The following is a 16712-nucleotide window of genomic DNA, read 5'->3' on the forward strand; positions in this document are numbered from 1 at the left end:
CGGGGCACCGTGGTGGGCGTGACCGAATCCAGGAAGTCGGACAGCATCGCCGCCGCGGTGGAGCGGGAGTACGCGGACCTGTCGCCGCTTCAGGTGAGGATGGCCACCCACACGCAGTTCAGTGAGCGGCCGGACGATCCGGCCGGCCGGGTGATGCACCTGCTGGGCCTGCCCTCGGGGCGGTCGTTGGTCGATGTGGGCTGCGGCACCGGGTACTTCCTGCGGCTCCTGGCGGAGAACGGCCATCAGGGGCGGTTGATCGGGGTGGATCTCTCCCCTGCGGCCGTGGACGAAGTGGCCCGCATTCCGGGGGTGCAGGGGGTGCCGGGTAACGCTGAGCAGCTGCCGCTGCCCGCTGACGGCGTGCAGCTGTGCACTGCCCTCTACATGCTCTACCACGTGCCCGACCCGGTGGCTGCGCTACGCGAGTTCGCCCGGGTCACCGAGCCCGGCGGGCAGGTGGCGGTGTTGGTCAATCACCATCGAACGACGGCGCGCACGATGGACTGGGTGCGGGAGATCGCTGAGCGTCATGGCGCGGACCTCGCCGACTCCGGCCTGAACGGCGTCACTTCCGACACCCTGCCGGGTCTGATGGAAGAGGTCTTCGGGGAGGGTGCGGTCCGCACCACGCAGGTGGACAACGCGCTGGTCATCCCCCGGCCCGCAGCCGCTGATCGACTTCGCTGTGGCCGCTCTGACCTTCTGCGGTGTGTCGCCCAGCTTCCCCGGGCGCGAAGCGGTGATCCGGGACATAGCCGCGGAGGCCCACGCGTGGTTCTCAACTCCCGGCCGGGTGTGGCGCGACCCCAAGGGGTACGTGGTCTGCGTCGCGAACGTAGGCTGACGCCGCATGAGTGGAGAAGCGCTGCACTTCAACGCCTTCGTCTGGCCGAACGGCTATCACGAGTCGGCCTGGCGGGTGGTGCCGGACGAGGTGCGCGGGGTGCTGGGGCTGCCGTACTACGCCGACATCGCCACCACCGCCGAGCGCGGGCTGATGGACGCGGTGTTCCTGGCCGACAACCTGGCCATCGCCGAGTACCGGGTCACGCACCTGCCCCAGACCCAGTTCGACCCGGTCGCGGTGCTGTCGGCGCTGGCCGGGCTGACCTCTCGGATCGGGCTGATCGGCACCGGCTCGACCACCTACTCCCCGCCCTGGGAGCTGGCCCGGCGCTTCGCCACGCTCGATCATCTCAGCGCCGGCCGGGCCGGCTGGAACGTGGTCACCACCGTAACCCCGCTCGCCGCAGCGGCCTTCGGGGCCAGCAGCCATCCGGCGCCGGAAGAACGCTACCGCCGCGCCGACGAGTTCGTGCGGGTGGTGCAGCGGGTGTGGGACAGCTGGGCTGACGATGCGGTGGTGGGCGACCGGGAACGTGGGGTCTGGGCCGAGCGCGCCGCCCTGCGTGATCCGGCGTTCCACGGTGAGTTCTTCGACGTTGCAGGCATTCAGCCGTTTCCGCGCTCACCTCAGGGCCGTCCGGTGCTGGTGCAGGCCGGGCAGTCCGGCCCTGGGGTCGCTCTGGCCGCCCGGCACGCCGAGGTCGTGTTCTCCGGACCGCCGTCCTTGACTGCGGCCGTCGAGTTCCGCAGCAACCTCAGAGCCCAGGCGGTCGCGGCCGGGCGGGACCCGGGCCAGCTCCTGGTGCTGCCCGCCCTGATGATCACCCTGGGAAGTACCGAGGCCGAGGCACGCGGGCGGGCCGAACGGCTCGAAGAGCTGGCCAGTCCGGAGTTCCGCTGGCAGAACGCCCTTTACACGGCCGGTCTGGACCCCGACGGCTTCGACCCCGACCGCCCTCTGCTGAGCCAGCTGGATCCGGACGCACCGCCGCCCTCCAGCCGCGCCGAGAAGCTGATCGCCGAGGCGCATCGGCGCCCACAGGCGTCCTTAAGCGAGATCGCCCAGCAGGTCAGTGGGGGTGCCGGCCAGATGCACTTCGTCGGGACCCCGGAACAGCTGGCCGATCTGGCGATCGAGTGGCAGGACGCGGGGGCGGCCGACGGGTTCACCGTGATGGGCTCGACACTGCCCTACGAACTGCGCACGTTCGTCGACGAGGTCGTGCCCATCCTGCAGCAGCGCGGGCGCTACCGCGAGGCCTACACCGGCACCACCCTGCGGGAGCATCTCGGGCTGGCGCGGCCCTCGGACGTCTGAGGTGTCCTGACCGGCCGCTAGTCGGCTCCGCCGAACCGCTCCACCTTCTCGATCGTGCCGACCACCAGGATCAGGTCGCCGTAGGCAAGAACCGTGTCCGGGGTGGCGTAGGTGAACCCGGGGCCACTGCGCGGGCCGGGGTTCTCCGGCTTGACCGCGACCACCGTCACGCCCCAGCGGCTGCGCAGCTTGGACTCGCGCAGCGGCATACCGACCACGGCCCGCGGCGGCTTCATCTTGATCACCGCGAAGTCGGCGTCCAGCTCCACGTAGTCGAGCAGCCGCCCGGACAGCAGGTGGGCCACCCGCTCACCCATCTCGTGCTCGGGGAAGACCACGTGGTGGGCGCCGACCCGGGACAGGATGCTGGCGTGCTGCTGGTTGGTGGCCTTGGCCCAGATGTTCGGGATCTCCAGGTCGGCCAGCAGCGAGGTGGACAGGATGCTGGCCTGGATGTCGCTGCCGATCGCCACCACCGCGCTGGAAGTCGCCGATGCCGAGCTGCTCGAAGACCTCCGGGTCGGTGGTGTCGGCCGCGACCACGTGCGGCAGCCGGCCGGACAGGCTCTGCACGGTCTTCGGGTTGCGGTCGATCGCCAGCACCTCGGTGCCGCGTTCCACCAGCTCCAGGGCCAGGGCGGTACCGAAGCGGCCGAGGCCGATCACGACGACCGGCTCACCTGAGATGTCAGCCAACGATGGTCCTTTCCTCGGGCAGGTCGTAACGGCGGTTGCGCTCGCGCAGGGCCAGGGCCGAGGCGAGGGTGAGCGGGCCGATCCGGCCGGCGAACATCAGCACGACCAGCAGCACGTGGCCCTGCACGGGCAGGTCGGCGGTGATCCCGGTGGACAGGCCCACGGTGGCGAAGGCCGAGATCACCTCGAACAGCACCTCGTCCAGGGTGTAGGCGGTCATCAGCATCAGCGCGAAGGTGGCGCCGACCACCGCGCCGATGCTCAGCAGGGCGATCGCCAGGGCCTGGCGCTGGTTGGTGGCCGGGATGCGCCGGCGGCCGGCGTTGACGTGCGGTTCGCCGCGGATCTCCGACCACAGCATGTAGGCCAGCACCCCGAAGGTGGTCACCTTGATCCCACCCGCGGTGCCCGCGCTGCCGCCGCCGATGAACATCAGGATGTCGGTGATCAGCAGGCTCTCGGGGCGCAGGGCGCCGATGTCGACGCTGTTGAACCCGGACGAGCGGGCCATCGTGGCGGCGAAGAAGCCGTTGAGCACGCGGTCGCCCGGTGCCAGGGCGCCGAGCGTGCCGCGGTTGGTCCACTCGGTCGCGGTCAGGACGAGGGTGCCCAGCGCCAGCAGCACCGCCGACAGGTACACGGTGATCCGGGTCATCAGCGACCACCGGCTCGGCCGCCGCCAGTTCTTGGCCAGCTCGAACACCACCGGGAAGCCGAGCCCGCCGACGATCACCGCGGCCGCCACCGACAGGCAGACCACCGGGTCGGAGGAGTAGCGGGTCAGGCTGTCGGCGTGCAGGGCGAAGCCCGCGTTGTTGAAGGCCGAGACGGCGTGGAAGACGCCGCTGTACAGCGCCTCCAGCGGGGCCTGCCCGTGACTGAGGTACAGCCGCAGCGCCAGGACCAGGGCCACCAGGGTCTCGGTGGCCAGGCTGAACAGCACGATGCGGCGGATCAGGCCGCGCAGGTCCTGCAGGTTCAGGCTCTTGGTCTCGGCCTGGGCCAGGAACCGGGCGCGCAGCCGGAGCCGGCGCGACAGCAGCAGGGTGAGCACCGTGGCCATCGTCATGATGCCCAGGCCGCCGATCTGGATCAGGGCCAGGATGACCGTCTCACCGAAGGGCGACCAGTGGCCGGAGGTGTCGACCATGACCAGACCGGTCAGGCACACCGCGGAGGTGGCGGTGAACAGGGCATGGGTCAGCGTGGCGGGCGAGCCTTCCTCGGTGGCCCAGGGCAGGTACAGCAGCACCGTGCCCACCGCGACCGCCACTCCGAAGCCCACCGCGATGACCCGAGCCGGGTGCTGGAACCGGTCGGCGCCGCGCCACCTCGAACCCCGGGCCGGCCCGCCGGGCGTCGCGCCGATCACGGCGCGCCCCCGCCGACGGGCCGATCAAGCCGGGTCGTACTGGTCCCACCAGGGATCACGGACATTCCTCACCGACCCGACCTTCCGACAGAGCCCGGTGAGGTTACCAGCGAGAACCGTGCGCGGTTCGGTGCACCTGGAGGCAGACCCTCATTCGTACGAATAGAACCCCTGCCCGCTCTTGCGCCCGAGCAGCCCCGCCTCGACCATGCGCAGCAGCAGCGGGGGCGGCGCGTACAGCGGCTCCTTGAACTCCTCGTACAGCGACCGGGCGACCGCCGCCGTGGTGTCCAGCCCGATCAGGTCGGCCAGCCGCAACGGCCCCTGCGGGTGCGCCGCCCCGCGCACCAGCGCCTCGTCGATGTCCTCGGCGGAGGCGAAACCCGACTCGACCATCCGCACCGCGGAGAGCACGAACGGGATCAGCAGCGCGTTGACCACGAAGCCGGCCCGGTCGGCGCTGCGCACAGCGTGCTTGCCCAGCACGTCCTGGGCGAAGGCGGTGGCCCGCTGGACGGTCTCGTCCGCGGTACGCAGGCCGGGCACGATCTCGACCAGGGACAGCACCGGCACCGGGTTGAAGAAGTGCACGCCGACCACGCTCGCGGGCCGCTGGGTGGCGGCGGCCAGGCGGGTGATCGGAATTGAGGACGTGTTGCTCGCCAGGATCGCGTCGGTGGCCGTCACGATGCGGTCGAGCTGGGTGAAGAGCGCGGTCTTGAGCTCCTCGTCCTCCACGATCGCCTCGATCACGATCTCACGGTCGGCCAAAGCGCCGAGGTCGTCCACCACCTGGATGCGCCGAAGCACCTCGGCGGCGGAGTCGATCTTGCCCTTGGCCTCGGCCCTCTCCAGCGAGGCGCGCAGCCGGTCCAGCCCGGCCTGCACCCGGTGCTGGTCGGACTCCACCACGACCACGTCCTGGCCGGCCCGGGCCGACACCTCCGCGATCCCCGCCCCCATCAAGCCGCATCCGACCACACCGACGCGCATCCGACGTCCTCCCGTTCGTGTTCGCTGGTGCGCCCACCGTTCCAAACCGGAGGGCGGGCGTCCATGCCTGTTACTGGGACGGCCGTCACGAGTCTCGACAGGTACCCGGTGCCGGTCGTAGCCTGCTTGGGCATCCAATAGTTGGACGTCCAAGTTTATCCGGAGGCAGCGACGTGGTCGGTCTCAGCAGTCAGGGCACCCCGGTCCGCTTCGTCACCGCCGCCAGCCTGTTCGACGGGCACGACGCCTCGATCAACATCATGCGCCGCATCCTGCAGGCCCAGGGCTGCGAGGTCATCCACCTGGGGCACGACCGCTCGGTCGACTCGGTGGTGGCCGCGGCCGTGCAGGAGGACGTGCACGGCGTCGCGATCAGCTCGTACCAGGGCGGGCACCTGGAGTACTTCGGCTACCTGGTCGACCTGCTGGCCGAGCGGGGCGCGCCGGACGTGCGGGTGTTCGGGGGCGGCGGCGGGGTGATCGTGCCGGACGAGATCAAGCAGCTGCGCGAGAAGGGCGTGCTGATCTTCTCCCCCGAGGACGGGCAGCGTCTGGGCCTGGCCGGGATGATCAGCTCGGTGGTCGCGGCCGCCGACCGGGACCTCACCACCTCCGCGCCCGACCTGGCCTCGGTCCGCTCCGGCGACGACCAGGCCCTGGCCCGGGCCATCTCGGTGATCGAGGCGGGCAAGGCCGAGAGCACGTGGCTGAGCGCCGTGCGGGAGCACGGTGGAACCGCCCAGGTTCCGGTGCTGGGGATCACCGGCACCGGGGGCTCGGGCAAGTCGTCGCTCACCGACGAGCTGATCCGCCGCCTGCGCACCGACCAGCAGGACAAGCTCCGGATCGCGGTGATCGCCGTCGACCCCAGCCGGCGCCGCGGCGGAGGGGCCCTACTGGGTGACCGGATCCGGATGAACTCGCTGCAGCCGGGACGCACCTTCTTCCGCTCACTGGCCACACGCGGCGCCGGCGGCCAGGTGCCGCAGTACCTGCCCGACGTGGTGAACGCCTGCCAGGCAGCCGGTTACGACTTGGTGATCGTGGAGACGCCCGGGATCGGGCAGGGCGACTCCGGCATCGTGGACCTGGCCGACGTGTCGCTGTACGTGATGACACCGGAGTTCGGCGCCGCCTCGCAGCTCGAGAAGATCGACATGCTCGACTACGCCGATGTGGTGGCGATCAACAAGTTCGAGCGGCGCGGGGCGCAGGACGCCCTGCGGGACGTGTCGAAACAGGTTGCCCGTAATCGCGAGGCCTTCGGGGTGCCGTGGGAGCAGATGCCGGTGTTCGGCACCAGCGCCGCCCAGTTCAACGACGACGGGGTCACGGCGCTGTACCAGCATCTGCGGGGCCTGCTGGCCGAGCGCGGGCTGGCCGTGTCGGAGGGCGTGCTGCCCGCGGTCTCGGTCCGGATGTCGTCGCACTCGGCGGCCGTCGTGCCTGCCGATCGGGTGCGGTATCTGGCCGAGATCGCCGAGACGACGAGGAGGTACCGGCGGCAGACCAGCGAGATGGCTGCGGCCGCCCGCAAGGCCCAGCACCTCAGCACCGCCCTGGCCGAACTCGCCGAACTCGCCGAATCCGGCGAACCGCACGAAACTCTTCGAGCGCTCGCCGAGACCGCCGGGCAATCGGTGCCCACCGACGTCCGCAAGCAGTTGACCGAATGGCCCGAGACCGTCAAAGCCTACGCACAGGAACAGTTCACCACCGACGTCCGTGGCCGCCAGATCGTGACCGGGCTGCGCCGCACCACCTTGTCGGGCACCGGCGTCCGCCGCGTGTCCCTGCCCAGGACCACCGACCACGGCGACCTCGTGCACTACTTCCGCGAAGAAAACCTCCCCGGCGTCTTCCCCTTCACCGCAGGTGTTTTCCGCTTCAAGCGCGACGCCGAGTCGCCGGCCCGGATGTTCGCCGGCGAAGGCGACGCGATGCGCACCAACCGGCGCTTCCACCTGCTCGCCAAGGGCCAGCCCGCCACCCGCCTCTCCACCGCGTTCGACTCGGTCACGCTGTACGGCCGCAACCCCGACCTGCGCCCGGACATCTACGGCAAGGTCGGCACGTCGGGCGTGAGCATCGCCACGCTCGACGACATGAAGGACCTGTACGCAGGTTTCGACCTGTGCGCACCCACCACGTCGGTGTCGATGACCATCAACGGCCCGGCCCCGGCCATTCTGGCGATGTTCCTGAACACCGCGATCGACCAGCAGCTCCAGGCCCATCCGGACGAGGACCCGGCCGCAGTGAGGGCCCGGGTGCTGCAGACCGTGCGGGGCACCGTCCAGGCCGACATCCTGAAGGAGGACCAGGGGCAGAACACCTGCATCTTCAGCACCGAGTTCGCGCTGCGGGCGATGGCCGACGTGCAGGAGTGGTTCATCAGCAACCGGGTGCGCAACTTCTACTCCGTCTCGATCAGCGGCTACCACATCGCCGAGGCCGGGGCCAACCCGATCAGCCAGCTCGCCTTCACCCTGGCCAACGGATTCACCTACGTGGAGAGCTATCTCGCCCGCGGCATGGCGATCGACGACTTCGCCCCCAACCTGTCGTTCTTCTTCAGCAACGGCATGGACGCCGAGTACACCGTGCTCGGCCGGGTGGCCCGCCGGATCTGGGCGGTGGCGATGCGCGAACGCTACGGCGCGGGTGAGCGCAGCCAGAAGCTGAAGTACCACGTGCAGACCTCGGGCCGCTCGCTGCACGCCCAGGAGATGAACTTCAACGACATCCGGACCACCCTGCAGGCCCTGTGCGCGCTCTACGACAACGCGAACTCGCTGCACACCAACGCCTACGACGAGGCGGTGACCACCCCCACCGAGCAGTCGGTGCGCCGGGCCCTGGCGATCCAGCTGATCATCGACGCCGAGTGGGGCCTGTCGATGAACGAGAACCCGCTGCAGGGCTCCTACGTGGTGTCCGAACTGACCGACCTGGTGGAGGAGGCGGTGCTGGCCGAGTTCGAGCGGATCAGCGAACGCGGCGGGGTGCTGGGCGCGATGGAGACCGGTTACCAGCGCGGGAAGATCCAGGACGAGTCCATGCTGTACGAGCAGCGCAAGCACGACGGTTCGCTGCGGCTGATCGGGGTGAACACGTTCCTGCCGCCCGAGGACGAGGTCGCCGAGGTGGGCCCGGCCGGCCTGATCCGGGCCACCGAGGCCGAGAAACGCTCACAGCTGGAGCGGCTCAGCACCTTCCACGAGCGGCACCGCGAGCAGGCACCGGCCGCGCTGGAGCAGCTGCGCCGGACGGCGGCCGAGGGCGGCAACGTGTTCGAGGCCCTGATGCAGGCCGTACGCTGCTGCTCCCTCGGCCAGATCACCGAGGCCTTCTTCGAGGTCGGCGGCCAGTACCGCCGCAATGTGTAAGGGGTTACGAGGTTGGCCAAGCTGCCGTTCGATCCGATTGCCGAGGCCCGGCGCAACTGGGAAGAGCACGGCTGGCACCAGGCCGCGCCGGGGATGGCCGCCGTCACCTCGGTCGTGCGGGCCCAGCAGATCATGATGGCCCGGGTGGAGGAGACGCTGCGCCCGCACGACCTGACTTTCGCCCGCTACGAACTGCTGCAGCTACTGGCCTTCACCCGTACCGGCGCCCTGCCCCTTTCGCGCATCGGCGACCGGCTGCAGGTGCACCCCGCCAGCGTGACCAACGCCGTGGACCGGTGCGAACAGCGCGACCTGGTGCGGCGCGTCCGCCACCCCACCGACCGCCGCACCACGCTGGCCGAGATCACCGACGCCGGAAGGGAACTGGTGACGAAGGCCACCGACAGCCTGAACCGGGAGGTCTTCACCGCGCTGGGGCTGGCGGCCGAGGATCTCGACGTGCTCAACGACGTGCTGCGGCGGTTCCGGAAGGCGCACGGCGACTACGACGAAGCCTGAACGTGGTCTTGCCCGCCGTTGGCTCGAAGCCGGGGCCGTGCGGGCCGGTCCTTGATGTGTACAACGTGTACACATGGGACACAACGACTCCGGGTGCATTCGACATCCCTTGGCCGGCTGTCCGTCTGGCGCGCTACACTCGAACACATGTTCGAAGCCGGTCGTCCGCTGCTGCACGCCGATGCGGACTGCTTCTTCGCCTCGGTGGCCCTGCGCCGTCGGCCCGACCTGCGGGCCCGCCCGGTCGCGGTGGTCAATCACGTGTTCGTTGCCAGCGCCAACTACCCGGCGCGGGCGGGCGGCGTGCGCTCGGCCATGCTGGTTCAGGAGGCTCGGCACCGCTGCCCCGAACTGGTGGTGCTGGACGTTCCGTACGCCGAGGTCGAGGAGGTGGGCGATGCGCTCTTCGAGATCTTCCATCGCTTCGCCCCGGCCGTGGAGCCCGGCTCCGTGGAAGAGGCCTTTCTCGATGTCGGTGCCGAGGACTGGCCGGCGGCGCTGGACACGGCCCAGGCTTTACGTAAGCAGGTGCAGCAGGAACTGGGCATCACGGTCAGCGTCGGGGTCGGGCGTACCAAGCTGATGGCCAAGCTGGCCTCCCGCGCAGCCAAGCCCGATGGCCTGTATTCCATTGCGCTGCAGGACGAGCCGCAGCTGCGGGCGGATCTGCCGATCGGCCAGGTCTGGGGCGTGGGCCAGAAGACGTTCGCCCGCCTGGAGAATCTGGACGTGCAGCGCCTGGCCGATCTGGACCGCATCCCCCGCGCCCAGCTGCAGCAGGTCTGCGGCACCACCATGGCTCGCCGCCTGTGGCAGATCCGGGCCGGCACCGACGACGCCCGCGTGCGGCCGGTGCGGCACCGCGACTCACTCAGCGCCGAGTCGTCGATCGCCGGCTACGGGCGGCCCGACCACAGCCCCGAGCAGTTGCTGACGCTTTGTCTCGACCGGGTGCTGCACCGCGCTGAGAAGGCTGGGCTGGTGGCTGAGGGTCTGGCCCTCACGCTGCAGCCGGCCGGTGAGGAGTTGCCGTTGCGGCGAAAACAGTCCGGGTTCACGGCCACCGCCGACCGCTCGGCGTTGCGGTCCGCCGCCGACCGGTTGCTGCATGCGGGGCCGGTGCCGCCGCTGGCCGGGTTGCGGGTCACGCTCACCGGGCTGCTTCCGGCCGATCAGGTGCCGCAGACCTTGTTCTGAACGGCGACCATGCGCCGACGTAAATGCTGGCAGACCGGTGGGGGCACCGGTCTTGGCCGACGTAAATGCAGGGCTGTGACTGGCTGCGACACCGGGCAGGACCCGACAGCGACACAAGGCCTGGCCCCGAGGCCACACCCCAGCCGGGCCTACGGCGATGCAGAGCCGGACTATCGGTGACACTGGGCCGGACCATCGGCGACACTGGGCCGGACCATCGGCGACGCATGCCGGGCTCAGCGCCGGTCCCAGGCCGTGCTGCCGTGCTGCCGTGCTGCCGTGCTGCCGTGCTGCCGTGCTGCCGTGCTGCCGTGCTGCCGTGCTGCCTTACGTGTGCCCCCAGACGGATTTGAACCGCCGACCTTCTCGTTCGTAGCGAGACGCGCTCTCCAGCTGCGCCATGGGGGCCTGCCTTGCGCTTCCGGCCGAGGACTCGAACCTCGATCAACGGGTTCAGAGCCCGTCGTGCTGCCTGTTGCACCAGCCGGAAAGGGAAATCGCGTGCGGGCGGAGGGAGTCGAACCCCCACAGCCGAGGCGGCGGCTTTACAGGCCGTTGGGCTCAACCACATGCCCAGTGCGCCCGCTCGGTGAACATCTTGACGAGTCACCCGGCCGGCTTCCGCACTCCACGAGAAAGCGCCGCCGCCGGGCGATCCCGGCGACGGCGCTCTGCGTGCTCCTGATCTGTGCTCAGGACACGGAAAGGCCTCGTCGGGAACGGGTTCGACGATACGACCGGTAACGGTCGCGGCGCTGCCCGGACGGCTGGCGCACGGTCTGCTGCGACATCGTCCCGCTCCTCTCAGATCGTTCGAACTGGCCGGAACTCCCGGCGCTGGAACAGCATGGCATTCGATCCTTACTGCGCGCCAGGGATTATCCGCCCGGCGAGCTGCTGCACTCCCGGGCCGCGCAGATCTTCCAGGTAGGCCGCCCGCCCGGCCATCACCATGACCAGCGCCGTGGTCGAACCGGTCACCAGCGGCCCCTCCCCCACGGCGAACGCGCTGTCTTCGGCCTCCAGCCGCAACCCACGCCGCACGGTGGCCCCCTTCACCGTGAAATCCCGCGCGGCGTAACACCGGGCCACCTCGGCTGCCGCCGCCGGCGAGGGCATGGTGGTCAGCCCGAGCGGCCGGCGGATGTCCTGCGCGTGCACTATCACCTCGCCCAGCCACATGCCGGTCTCGCCCCAGGTGGACGTGGTGCTGTCGACCACCTGGCGGAACTGCGCCAGGGTGCTGGTCTCGTCCGGCCCCAGCCGTTCGGTCAGCCGGCGACGGTTGTGCAGGTCGAAGTCGAAGCGGGCCCCGAGCACGCTGGCCAGCCACCGCCAGGGACCGGTGCTGGCCGCGGCGGTCAGGTGCGCGACCGTCTCGCGGACCGTCCACTCCCCGCACAGCGACCGGGTGTTCCAGGCCGCCCGGTCGAGGGTGGCGAGATCAGCGGCGAGAGAACGGCGTTCAGCAGCGGCCAGGGCCCAGACGTCGATGCTGGAGAGCGGGGAGGTCGTCATACCGGTTCCGACTGCGGCCGAACGCCGAACTCATCGGCCGAGAACGTTTCGTTCCGGCCTGAAGTGTTCCGGCGGCATGCTGACTGCCATGCGAACCGTGCCCTCCGAGGTCCTCGACGACCCCCGCTTCACTGTTCCCAGCGCCTCGGCGGCCCAGGGCGTCGGATGGTTGCGCGCACACTCGCCCCGCTTCACCGACGGAGCCGCTCACCGACGTCCTCAAACAGCTGTTGCCCAGGTACTGAACACCCTTGGCCCCCTGCCGAACGCCCCCTCCCCCACGCATTCGTTGCTACGGGCCCTTGGTCTGCCCGACCGTTGGGAGACCGAAGTAAGGACGGTCGCGGCGGCCTGGCAGCCGCACTCGCCTCAGTCTGCGGAGGCCGATGCGGCGGCCGACCAATTGGTGGACGTGTGTGGTGGCCGCACTGAGGTAGGTGCGGCCACGGCTTGTCTGCTGGTTCAGGCGCACATCCCCACCGCCGAACTGGCCCGCAATCCGGAGTCGGCGCCGGTGCCGTTCACCCGGCGGGTGGGGCCGGACGGTGATGAGGTGCTGGTGGACCTGACGGATGCCTGGTTCGGCCGGGGGCCGCACGCCTGCCCCGGCGAACACCTCGCCCGCGCCCTGGCCGCCACCAGCGTCCCCGCATTCGCCGCCCTGCACCGCCCCGGGCAGCCATTCGTTCTGCCCAACGCCTGGGACGTTGCCTCGGCCGTATTACTGGCTCAGGCCGGATTCGCTGCCGTAGGAACGACCAGCCTCGGTATCGCCGCGGCCCACGGCCTGCCCGACGCCACCCGGGCCGGGAGAGAGCACACCCTGAGCCTGGCCCGGCAGATCACGACACTGGGCCTGACCATGCTGACCGTCGACCTGGAAGACGGTTTCACCGATGATCCGGCCGAGCTCGCCGACCTGGCCGCGGAACTGGCCGGGTTGGGCGTGCGCGGGATCAACCTGGAAGACGCCACGGCCGGTGAACTGGTCGATCCGCGACTCCATGCCGCCAAGATCGCCGCAGTGAAGGCCACAGCCCCGGACCTGTTCGTCAATGCCCGCACCGACACGTTCTGGCTGGGAATGGAACGTTCCTCCACCACGGCCCGACTGCAGGCGTATCAGGACGCCGGGGCCGACGGGGTGTTCGTGCCCGGCCCACTGACCGACGGCGACATTGCCGCCCTGGTGAAGGGCCAGCCGCTGAACGTACTGGCCTCGCCCCGGCACACCCGGACCCGCCTGGCCGAGCTCGGGGTTGCACGGATCAGCACCGGCTCGCTGCTGTACCGCCAGGCGCTGAGCGCGGCCCTCGACACGGCCCGCGATCTGGCCCAGGACCGGCCTGCGCCGGATGTTGCCATCGGCTATGGCCAGGTTGCGGATGTGATGAGCATTCAGCCGGGCGGGTAGGGCCTGACCGGCTCGGGGCGGGGCCGGGATAGTCTGCCGGGGCCAGAACGAGTCCGGGACCAGGTGCATGGAGGCTGAAGTGGGTGGCAGCGCCGAACCCGCTGACGAGCCGGCTACCGAACCGGCTAATGAACCGGCTGACGAGACGACGGCCGAGAAGGCCCTGAGGACCGCTGCCGGGCCCGGGGCGCTGCTCGACGCCGAGCGGATCGAGTTCTTCCGCCGGATGCGCGACGACTTCACCCGTTTCGAGATGGAGTACCGCTGGGCCGTGCAGGAGATCCTGACCAAGGTCTCGATCCTGCGCGAGGAGTTCCTGCAGCTGCACCGCTACAACCCGATCGAGCACGTCAACTCCCGGGTGAAGTCCCCGGCCAGCATCCTGGACAAGGCCGCCCGGCGCGGGGTGCCGCCCAGCCTGCCCGCGATCCGCAAGCACATCACCGACATCGCCGGCGTGCGGATCACCTGCAGCTTCCGGGCCGACACCTACCGCATGCTGGAGACCCTGACCTCGCAGGACGACGTGCGGCTGATCCAGGTGAAGGACTACATCGCCGAGCCGAAGCCGAACGGGTACAAGAGCCTGCACGCGATCGTCGAGATCCCGGTGTTCCTGTCCACCGGCCCGGTCCCGGTGATCGTCGAGCTGCAGCTGCGCACCATCGCGATGGACTTCTGGGCCAGCCTGGAGCACAAGATCTTCTACAAGTACGACCGGGAGGTGCCCGGCCACCTGCGGGACGACCTGAAGCAGGCCGCGGACGCGGCCGAGCAGCTCGATCTGCGGATGGAGCAGCTGCACCACGAGGTGCACGGCGTGCACGGCCGCTCCGACCTGCCGGTGGGCCCGGACATCGACAACGACCTGCTGGAGCGGCTCTGGCAGCTGTCGCTGGAGACCCGGCCCGAGACCGGCTGAAGCCCGCCGCTCCTGGTCGGAGGAACGACGGGCTCCGGTTTCGGGACCGCGTGGAGCAGGACCGCTCAGCGACCGTAGCCGGCCGGGTCGGCCACGTGGCGGTGGTCGACCTCGTCGTCGTCGCCCTCGACGTCCTGGGCGAACAGGGCCGAGCCGGCGGCCCAGATCACCGCGCCGATCAGGGCGACCCAGACGCCGTACTGCACCTCGAGGTTCTCACCCCGCTCGAGGGCGCCCATCGGGTCGATCGCGAAGGCCAGGGACTGCAGGGCGGCCGCGACGGCGACGGCCAGGGACACCAGGGTCAGACCGCGGTGCTGATTGCGGTGGGCCCGCTGGTAGGCCAGGCCGAGGGCGACGAGCAGGCCGATGCCCAGGTAGGCGATGAACGGGATCAGCGAGTCCGTCTCGTAACCGCTGTAAACCGTTGCATCGTCGGTGTTCTCGACCCAGTCGAGGAACGGCGACACGTTGAGCACGACGATGCCGAGCGCGGCCACGGCCAGACCGGTGGGCCGGGCCTTGCGGGTACGGAAGGTGGTGGGCAGGCCGGAATCCGAGGTCATGATGTGAGGGACCTTTCGAGCTGCAGGAACGGTCGGCCGGTAGAGGCGGTGACCGTTGTCTCCCCTTTGTTCGAGGTGAGGAAATCCTGTCAGTTCGTCCGGCGACCACCACTCGAAAGGGCCCCGTCCGGTCCGGAGTGCAGCGAAGCGGCCGGATCCGGGCAGTTCAGCCGACCGCGCAGAGCATCTGCAGCTTCTCGTAACTGTCGGTGCCGGGCGCGGCCGTGTACACCAGCAGCGTCTGGTGCTGCTCGGGGTCGACCAGGGTCTGGCACTGCAGGTCGAGCACGCCGAGTTGCGGGTGGGCGAAACGCTTTCCGTCGTAGCCCAGGCCCACCTCGTGATCAGCCCAGTACGCGGCGAACTCTGGGCTGCACTCCAGCAGCTCTTCGACGTATTCGGCCACCCGCGGCAACTTTCGCCCGTACAGCTCCCGCATACCCGCCGCATACGTACGGCTGTGCATTTCGTGGTCTTCCGGTGGATAGATGCGCCGGGCCTCGGGTTCGGTGAACCAGCGGTAGCCCAGGCTGCGGGCCTTGCCCACCCAGCGGGTGTCGTCGCCGATCAGGGCGATCGCGGGCCGGGTCTGCCGCAGCGTCTCGCCCAGGTGGTTCAGCACCTGGGCCGGAGTGTCCTCCAGCCGGTCGAGGATCCGCATCAGCCCGGGCGTGATGTGGTCGCCCCGCAGTTGGCGCTGCGGCACGGGATGCCCACCGACCTGGAACAGGTGGTCGCGCTCGGCCAGGGACAGGTGCAGGCCGCGGGCCAGCGCGGCGAGCATCTGGGCCGAGGGCTGAGGGCCGCGCTGCTGCTCGATCCGGCTGTAGTAGTCGGCCGAGATACCGCACAGCGCAGCCACTTCCTCACGACGCAGCCCGTCGGTGCGCCGGCGCTGGCCACGCGGCAGGCCGACATCTTCGGGTTGCAGGGCCTCCCGCCGTTTGCGCAGGAAGTCGGCCAACTGGGCGCGGTCCATGTCTGCCAGTCTCCTCGATCAGAGGCCGGCCTTCGAGACCGAGGGGAACGACACCCCGGCGAGCTGCTCGGAGACCTCCCAGATGCGAGCCGCCTCGGCCTCACTGCGCAGGGGACGGTAGAGCTTCTGCTCAGCCGGCGCCCCGGAGAGGTGACAGAGCCCTCGAGGCCCGTACATCCGTCCTCCATCGGATTCTGGGCCGACCGCCGCCATGAGGGCGGGCAGCCCGGCGGAGTCGATGGTGCCGACCAGCAGCCCTCGCTCGGACAGGGCCTGGATCATCCGCCCGCCGAAGGTGGCCTGCGGGCGGCCGATCTCCGGGCGGGCCTTGAGCAGGTTGGTCGGGGCGATGCCGGGGTGGGCGATGTTGCTGGTGATTCCCCAGCCCTGGGCCTGCGAGCGCCGGTGCAGCTCCAGCCCGAACAGGCCGAACGCGATCTTGGACTGCCCGTAGGAACGCTGCCCGTGGTACGAGCGCTCCCAGTTCAGGTCGTCCCAGTTGATCCGGCCCCGCTGCGCGGCGACGCTGGTCTGCGAGGTGACCCGGGCGTGTCCGGCCCGCAGCAGCGGCATCAGCCCGGCGACCAGGGCGAAGTGGCCCAGATGGTTGCTGCCGAACTGCAGTTCGAAGCCGTCGGCGGTGGTCTGCCGGTCGGGCGGGGTCATCACGCCGGCGTTGTTGATCAGGAGGTGGATCGGCCGGCCCTCCTGGTTCAGCCCGGCCGCGAGCGCGGCCACCGACTCCAGCGACGACAGGTCCAGGTCACGCAGACCGAGGACGGCTCGTGGCTGGGTCTTCCGGATCCGGGCGATCGCGGCCTCGCCCTTGCGTCGATTGCGGACGGGCATGAGGACTTCGGCTCCCGCGGCGGCCAGGCGGGTGGCCAGTCCCAGACCGACGCCGTCGCTGGCGCCGGTGACCACGGCGAGACGTCCGGAGAGGCTGGGGAGGGTGAGGTCGGGGCGGCTGCGGGCCATCA

At 70.2% G+C, this 16712-nt stretch carries 12 protein-coding genes, 2 tRNA genes and 2 pseudogenes; 7 read left to right on the top strand and 9 right to left on the bottom strand.

Features of this window, described 5'->3' with window-relative positions:
* Window positions 1-153 precede the first annotated feature (153 nt).
* Window positions 154-510 (top strand): annotated as a pseudogene (locus QSK18_RS35930) (class I SAM-dependent methyltransferase); the annotation flags it as partial.
* A 343-nt stretch (window positions 511-853) separates the two neighbouring features.
* The gene (locus QSK18_RS11735) at window positions 854-2167 is read left to right on the top strand and encodes an NtaA/DmoA family FMN-dependent monooxygenase (RefSeq protein WP_285618736.1); all 1314 of its coding nucleotides are present in this window, start codon (window positions 854-856) and stop codon (window positions 2165-2167) included.
* Between the two features lie 17 nt (window positions 2168-2184).
* On the opposite strand, the pseudogene QSK18_RS11740 reads toward QSK18_RS11735, so the two are convergent.
* The 3 genes and pseudogenes from QSK18_RS11740 to QSK18_RS11755 form a co-directional block, all read right to left on the bottom strand.
* A pseudogene (locus QSK18_RS11740) lies at window positions 2185-2863 on the bottom strand (potassium channel family protein).
* Complete coding sequence (locus QSK18_RS11750; protein ID WP_285618742.1) at window positions 2856-4235, bottom strand: TrkH family potassium uptake protein; 1380 nt, start codon at window positions 4233-4235, stop codon at window positions 2856-2858. The pseudogene QSK18_RS11740 and the gene QSK18_RS11750 overlap by 8 nt, the downstream one beginning before the upstream one ends.
* A gap of 150 nt (window positions 4236-4385) precedes the next feature.
* Window positions 4386-5228 carry a 3-hydroxybutyryl-CoA dehydrogenase gene (locus QSK18_RS11755; protein WP_285618745.1) on the bottom strand — a complete coding sequence of 281 codons (843 nt, stop codon included), beginning with the start codon at window positions 5226-5228 and terminating at the stop codon, window positions 4386-4388.
* A 173-nt stretch (window positions 5229-5401) separates the two neighbouring features.
* Between QSK18_RS11755 and icmF the strand changes: the two genes are divergently transcribed.
* From icmF to QSK18_RS11770, 3 genes are all read left to right on the top strand, one after another.
* Complete coding sequence (gene icmF / locus QSK18_RS11760; RefSeq protein ID WP_285618747.1) at window positions 5402-8617, top strand: fused isobutyryl-CoA mutase/GTPase IcmF; 3216 nt, start codon at window positions 5402-5404, stop codon at window positions 8615-8617.
* A gap of 12 nt (window positions 8618-8629) precedes the next feature.
* Complete coding sequence (locus tag QSK18_RS11765) at window positions 8630-9136, top strand: MarR family winged helix-turn-helix transcriptional regulator (protein WP_232811027.1); 507 nt, start codon at window positions 8630-8632, stop codon at window positions 9134-9136.
* A 147-nt stretch (window positions 9137-9283) separates the two neighbouring features.
* Entirely contained in the window at window positions 9284-10333 is a 1050-nt protein-coding gene (locus QSK18_RS11770; RefSeq protein WP_285618749.1) for a Y-family DNA polymerase, read from the top strand.
* A gap of 334 nt (window positions 10334-10667) precedes the next feature.
* On the opposite strand, the gene QSK18_RS11775 is transcribed toward QSK18_RS11770, so the two are convergent.
* From QSK18_RS11775 to QSK18_RS11785, 3 genes are all read right to left on the bottom strand, one after another.
* Window positions 10668-10741: transfer RNA gene (locus tag QSK18_RS11775), tRNA-Arg, on the bottom strand.
* 10 nt (window positions 10742-10751) lie between these two features.
* Window positions 10752-10823, bottom strand: a tRNA-Gln gene (locus QSK18_RS11780).
* Window positions 10824-11194: 371 nt separating this feature from the next.
* Window positions 11195-11851 carry a maleylpyruvate isomerase family mycothiol-dependent enzyme gene (locus QSK18_RS11785; protein ID WP_285618750.1) on the bottom strand — a complete coding sequence of 219 codons (657 nt, stop codon included), beginning with the start codon at window positions 11849-11851 and terminating at the stop codon, window positions 11195-11197.
* A gap of 88 nt (window positions 11852-11939) precedes the next feature.
* On the opposite strand from QSK18_RS11785, the gene QSK18_RS11790 reads away from it, so the two are divergent.
* On the top strand, window positions 11940-13265 hold the full coding sequence (locus QSK18_RS11790) for an isocitrate lyase/PEP mutase family protein (RefSeq protein ID WP_285618752.1): 1326 nt from the start codon (window positions 11940-11942) through the stop codon (window positions 13263-13265).
* 226 nt (window positions 13266-13491) lie between these two features.
* The gene (locus QSK18_RS11795; RefSeq protein WP_352396531.1) at window positions 13492-14187 is read left to right on the top strand and encodes a GTP pyrophosphokinase; all 696 of its coding nucleotides are present in this window, start codon (window positions 13492-13494) and stop codon (window positions 14185-14187) included.
* A 65-nt stretch (window positions 14188-14252) separates the two neighbouring features.
* Here the strand turns inward: QSK18_RS11795 and QSK18_RS11800 are convergent, their stop codons facing one another.
* The 3 genes from QSK18_RS11800 to QSK18_RS11810 all read right to left on the bottom strand — a co-directional run bounded on the left by QSK18_RS11800 (window position 14253) and on the right by QSK18_RS11810 (window position 16710).
* A complete protein-coding gene (locus QSK18_RS11800; protein ID WP_285618756.1) occupies window positions 14253-14753 on the bottom strand; it encodes a hypothetical protein in 501 nt (166 codons plus the stop codon).
* A 166-nt stretch (window positions 14754-14919) separates the two neighbouring features.
* On the bottom strand, window positions 14920-15732 hold the full coding sequence (locus QSK18_RS11805; RefSeq protein WP_285618758.1) for a helix-turn-helix transcriptional regulator: 813 nt from the start codon (window positions 15730-15732) through the stop codon (window positions 14920-14922).
* Between the two features lie 18 nt (window positions 15733-15750).
* Window positions 15751-16710 carry an SDR family oxidoreductase gene (locus tag QSK18_RS11810; protein ID WP_285618760.1) on the bottom strand — a complete coding sequence of 320 codons (960 nt, stop codon included), beginning with the start codon at window positions 16708-16710 and terminating at the stop codon, window positions 15751-15753.
* Window positions 16711-16712 lie beyond the last annotated feature (2 nt).

The sequence above is a fragment of the Kineosporia sp. NBRC 101677 genome (assembly GCF_030269265.1).
Classification (GTDB): domain Bacteria; phylum Actinomycetota; class Actinomycetes; order Actinomycetales; family Kineosporiaceae; genus Kineosporia; species Kineosporia rhizophila.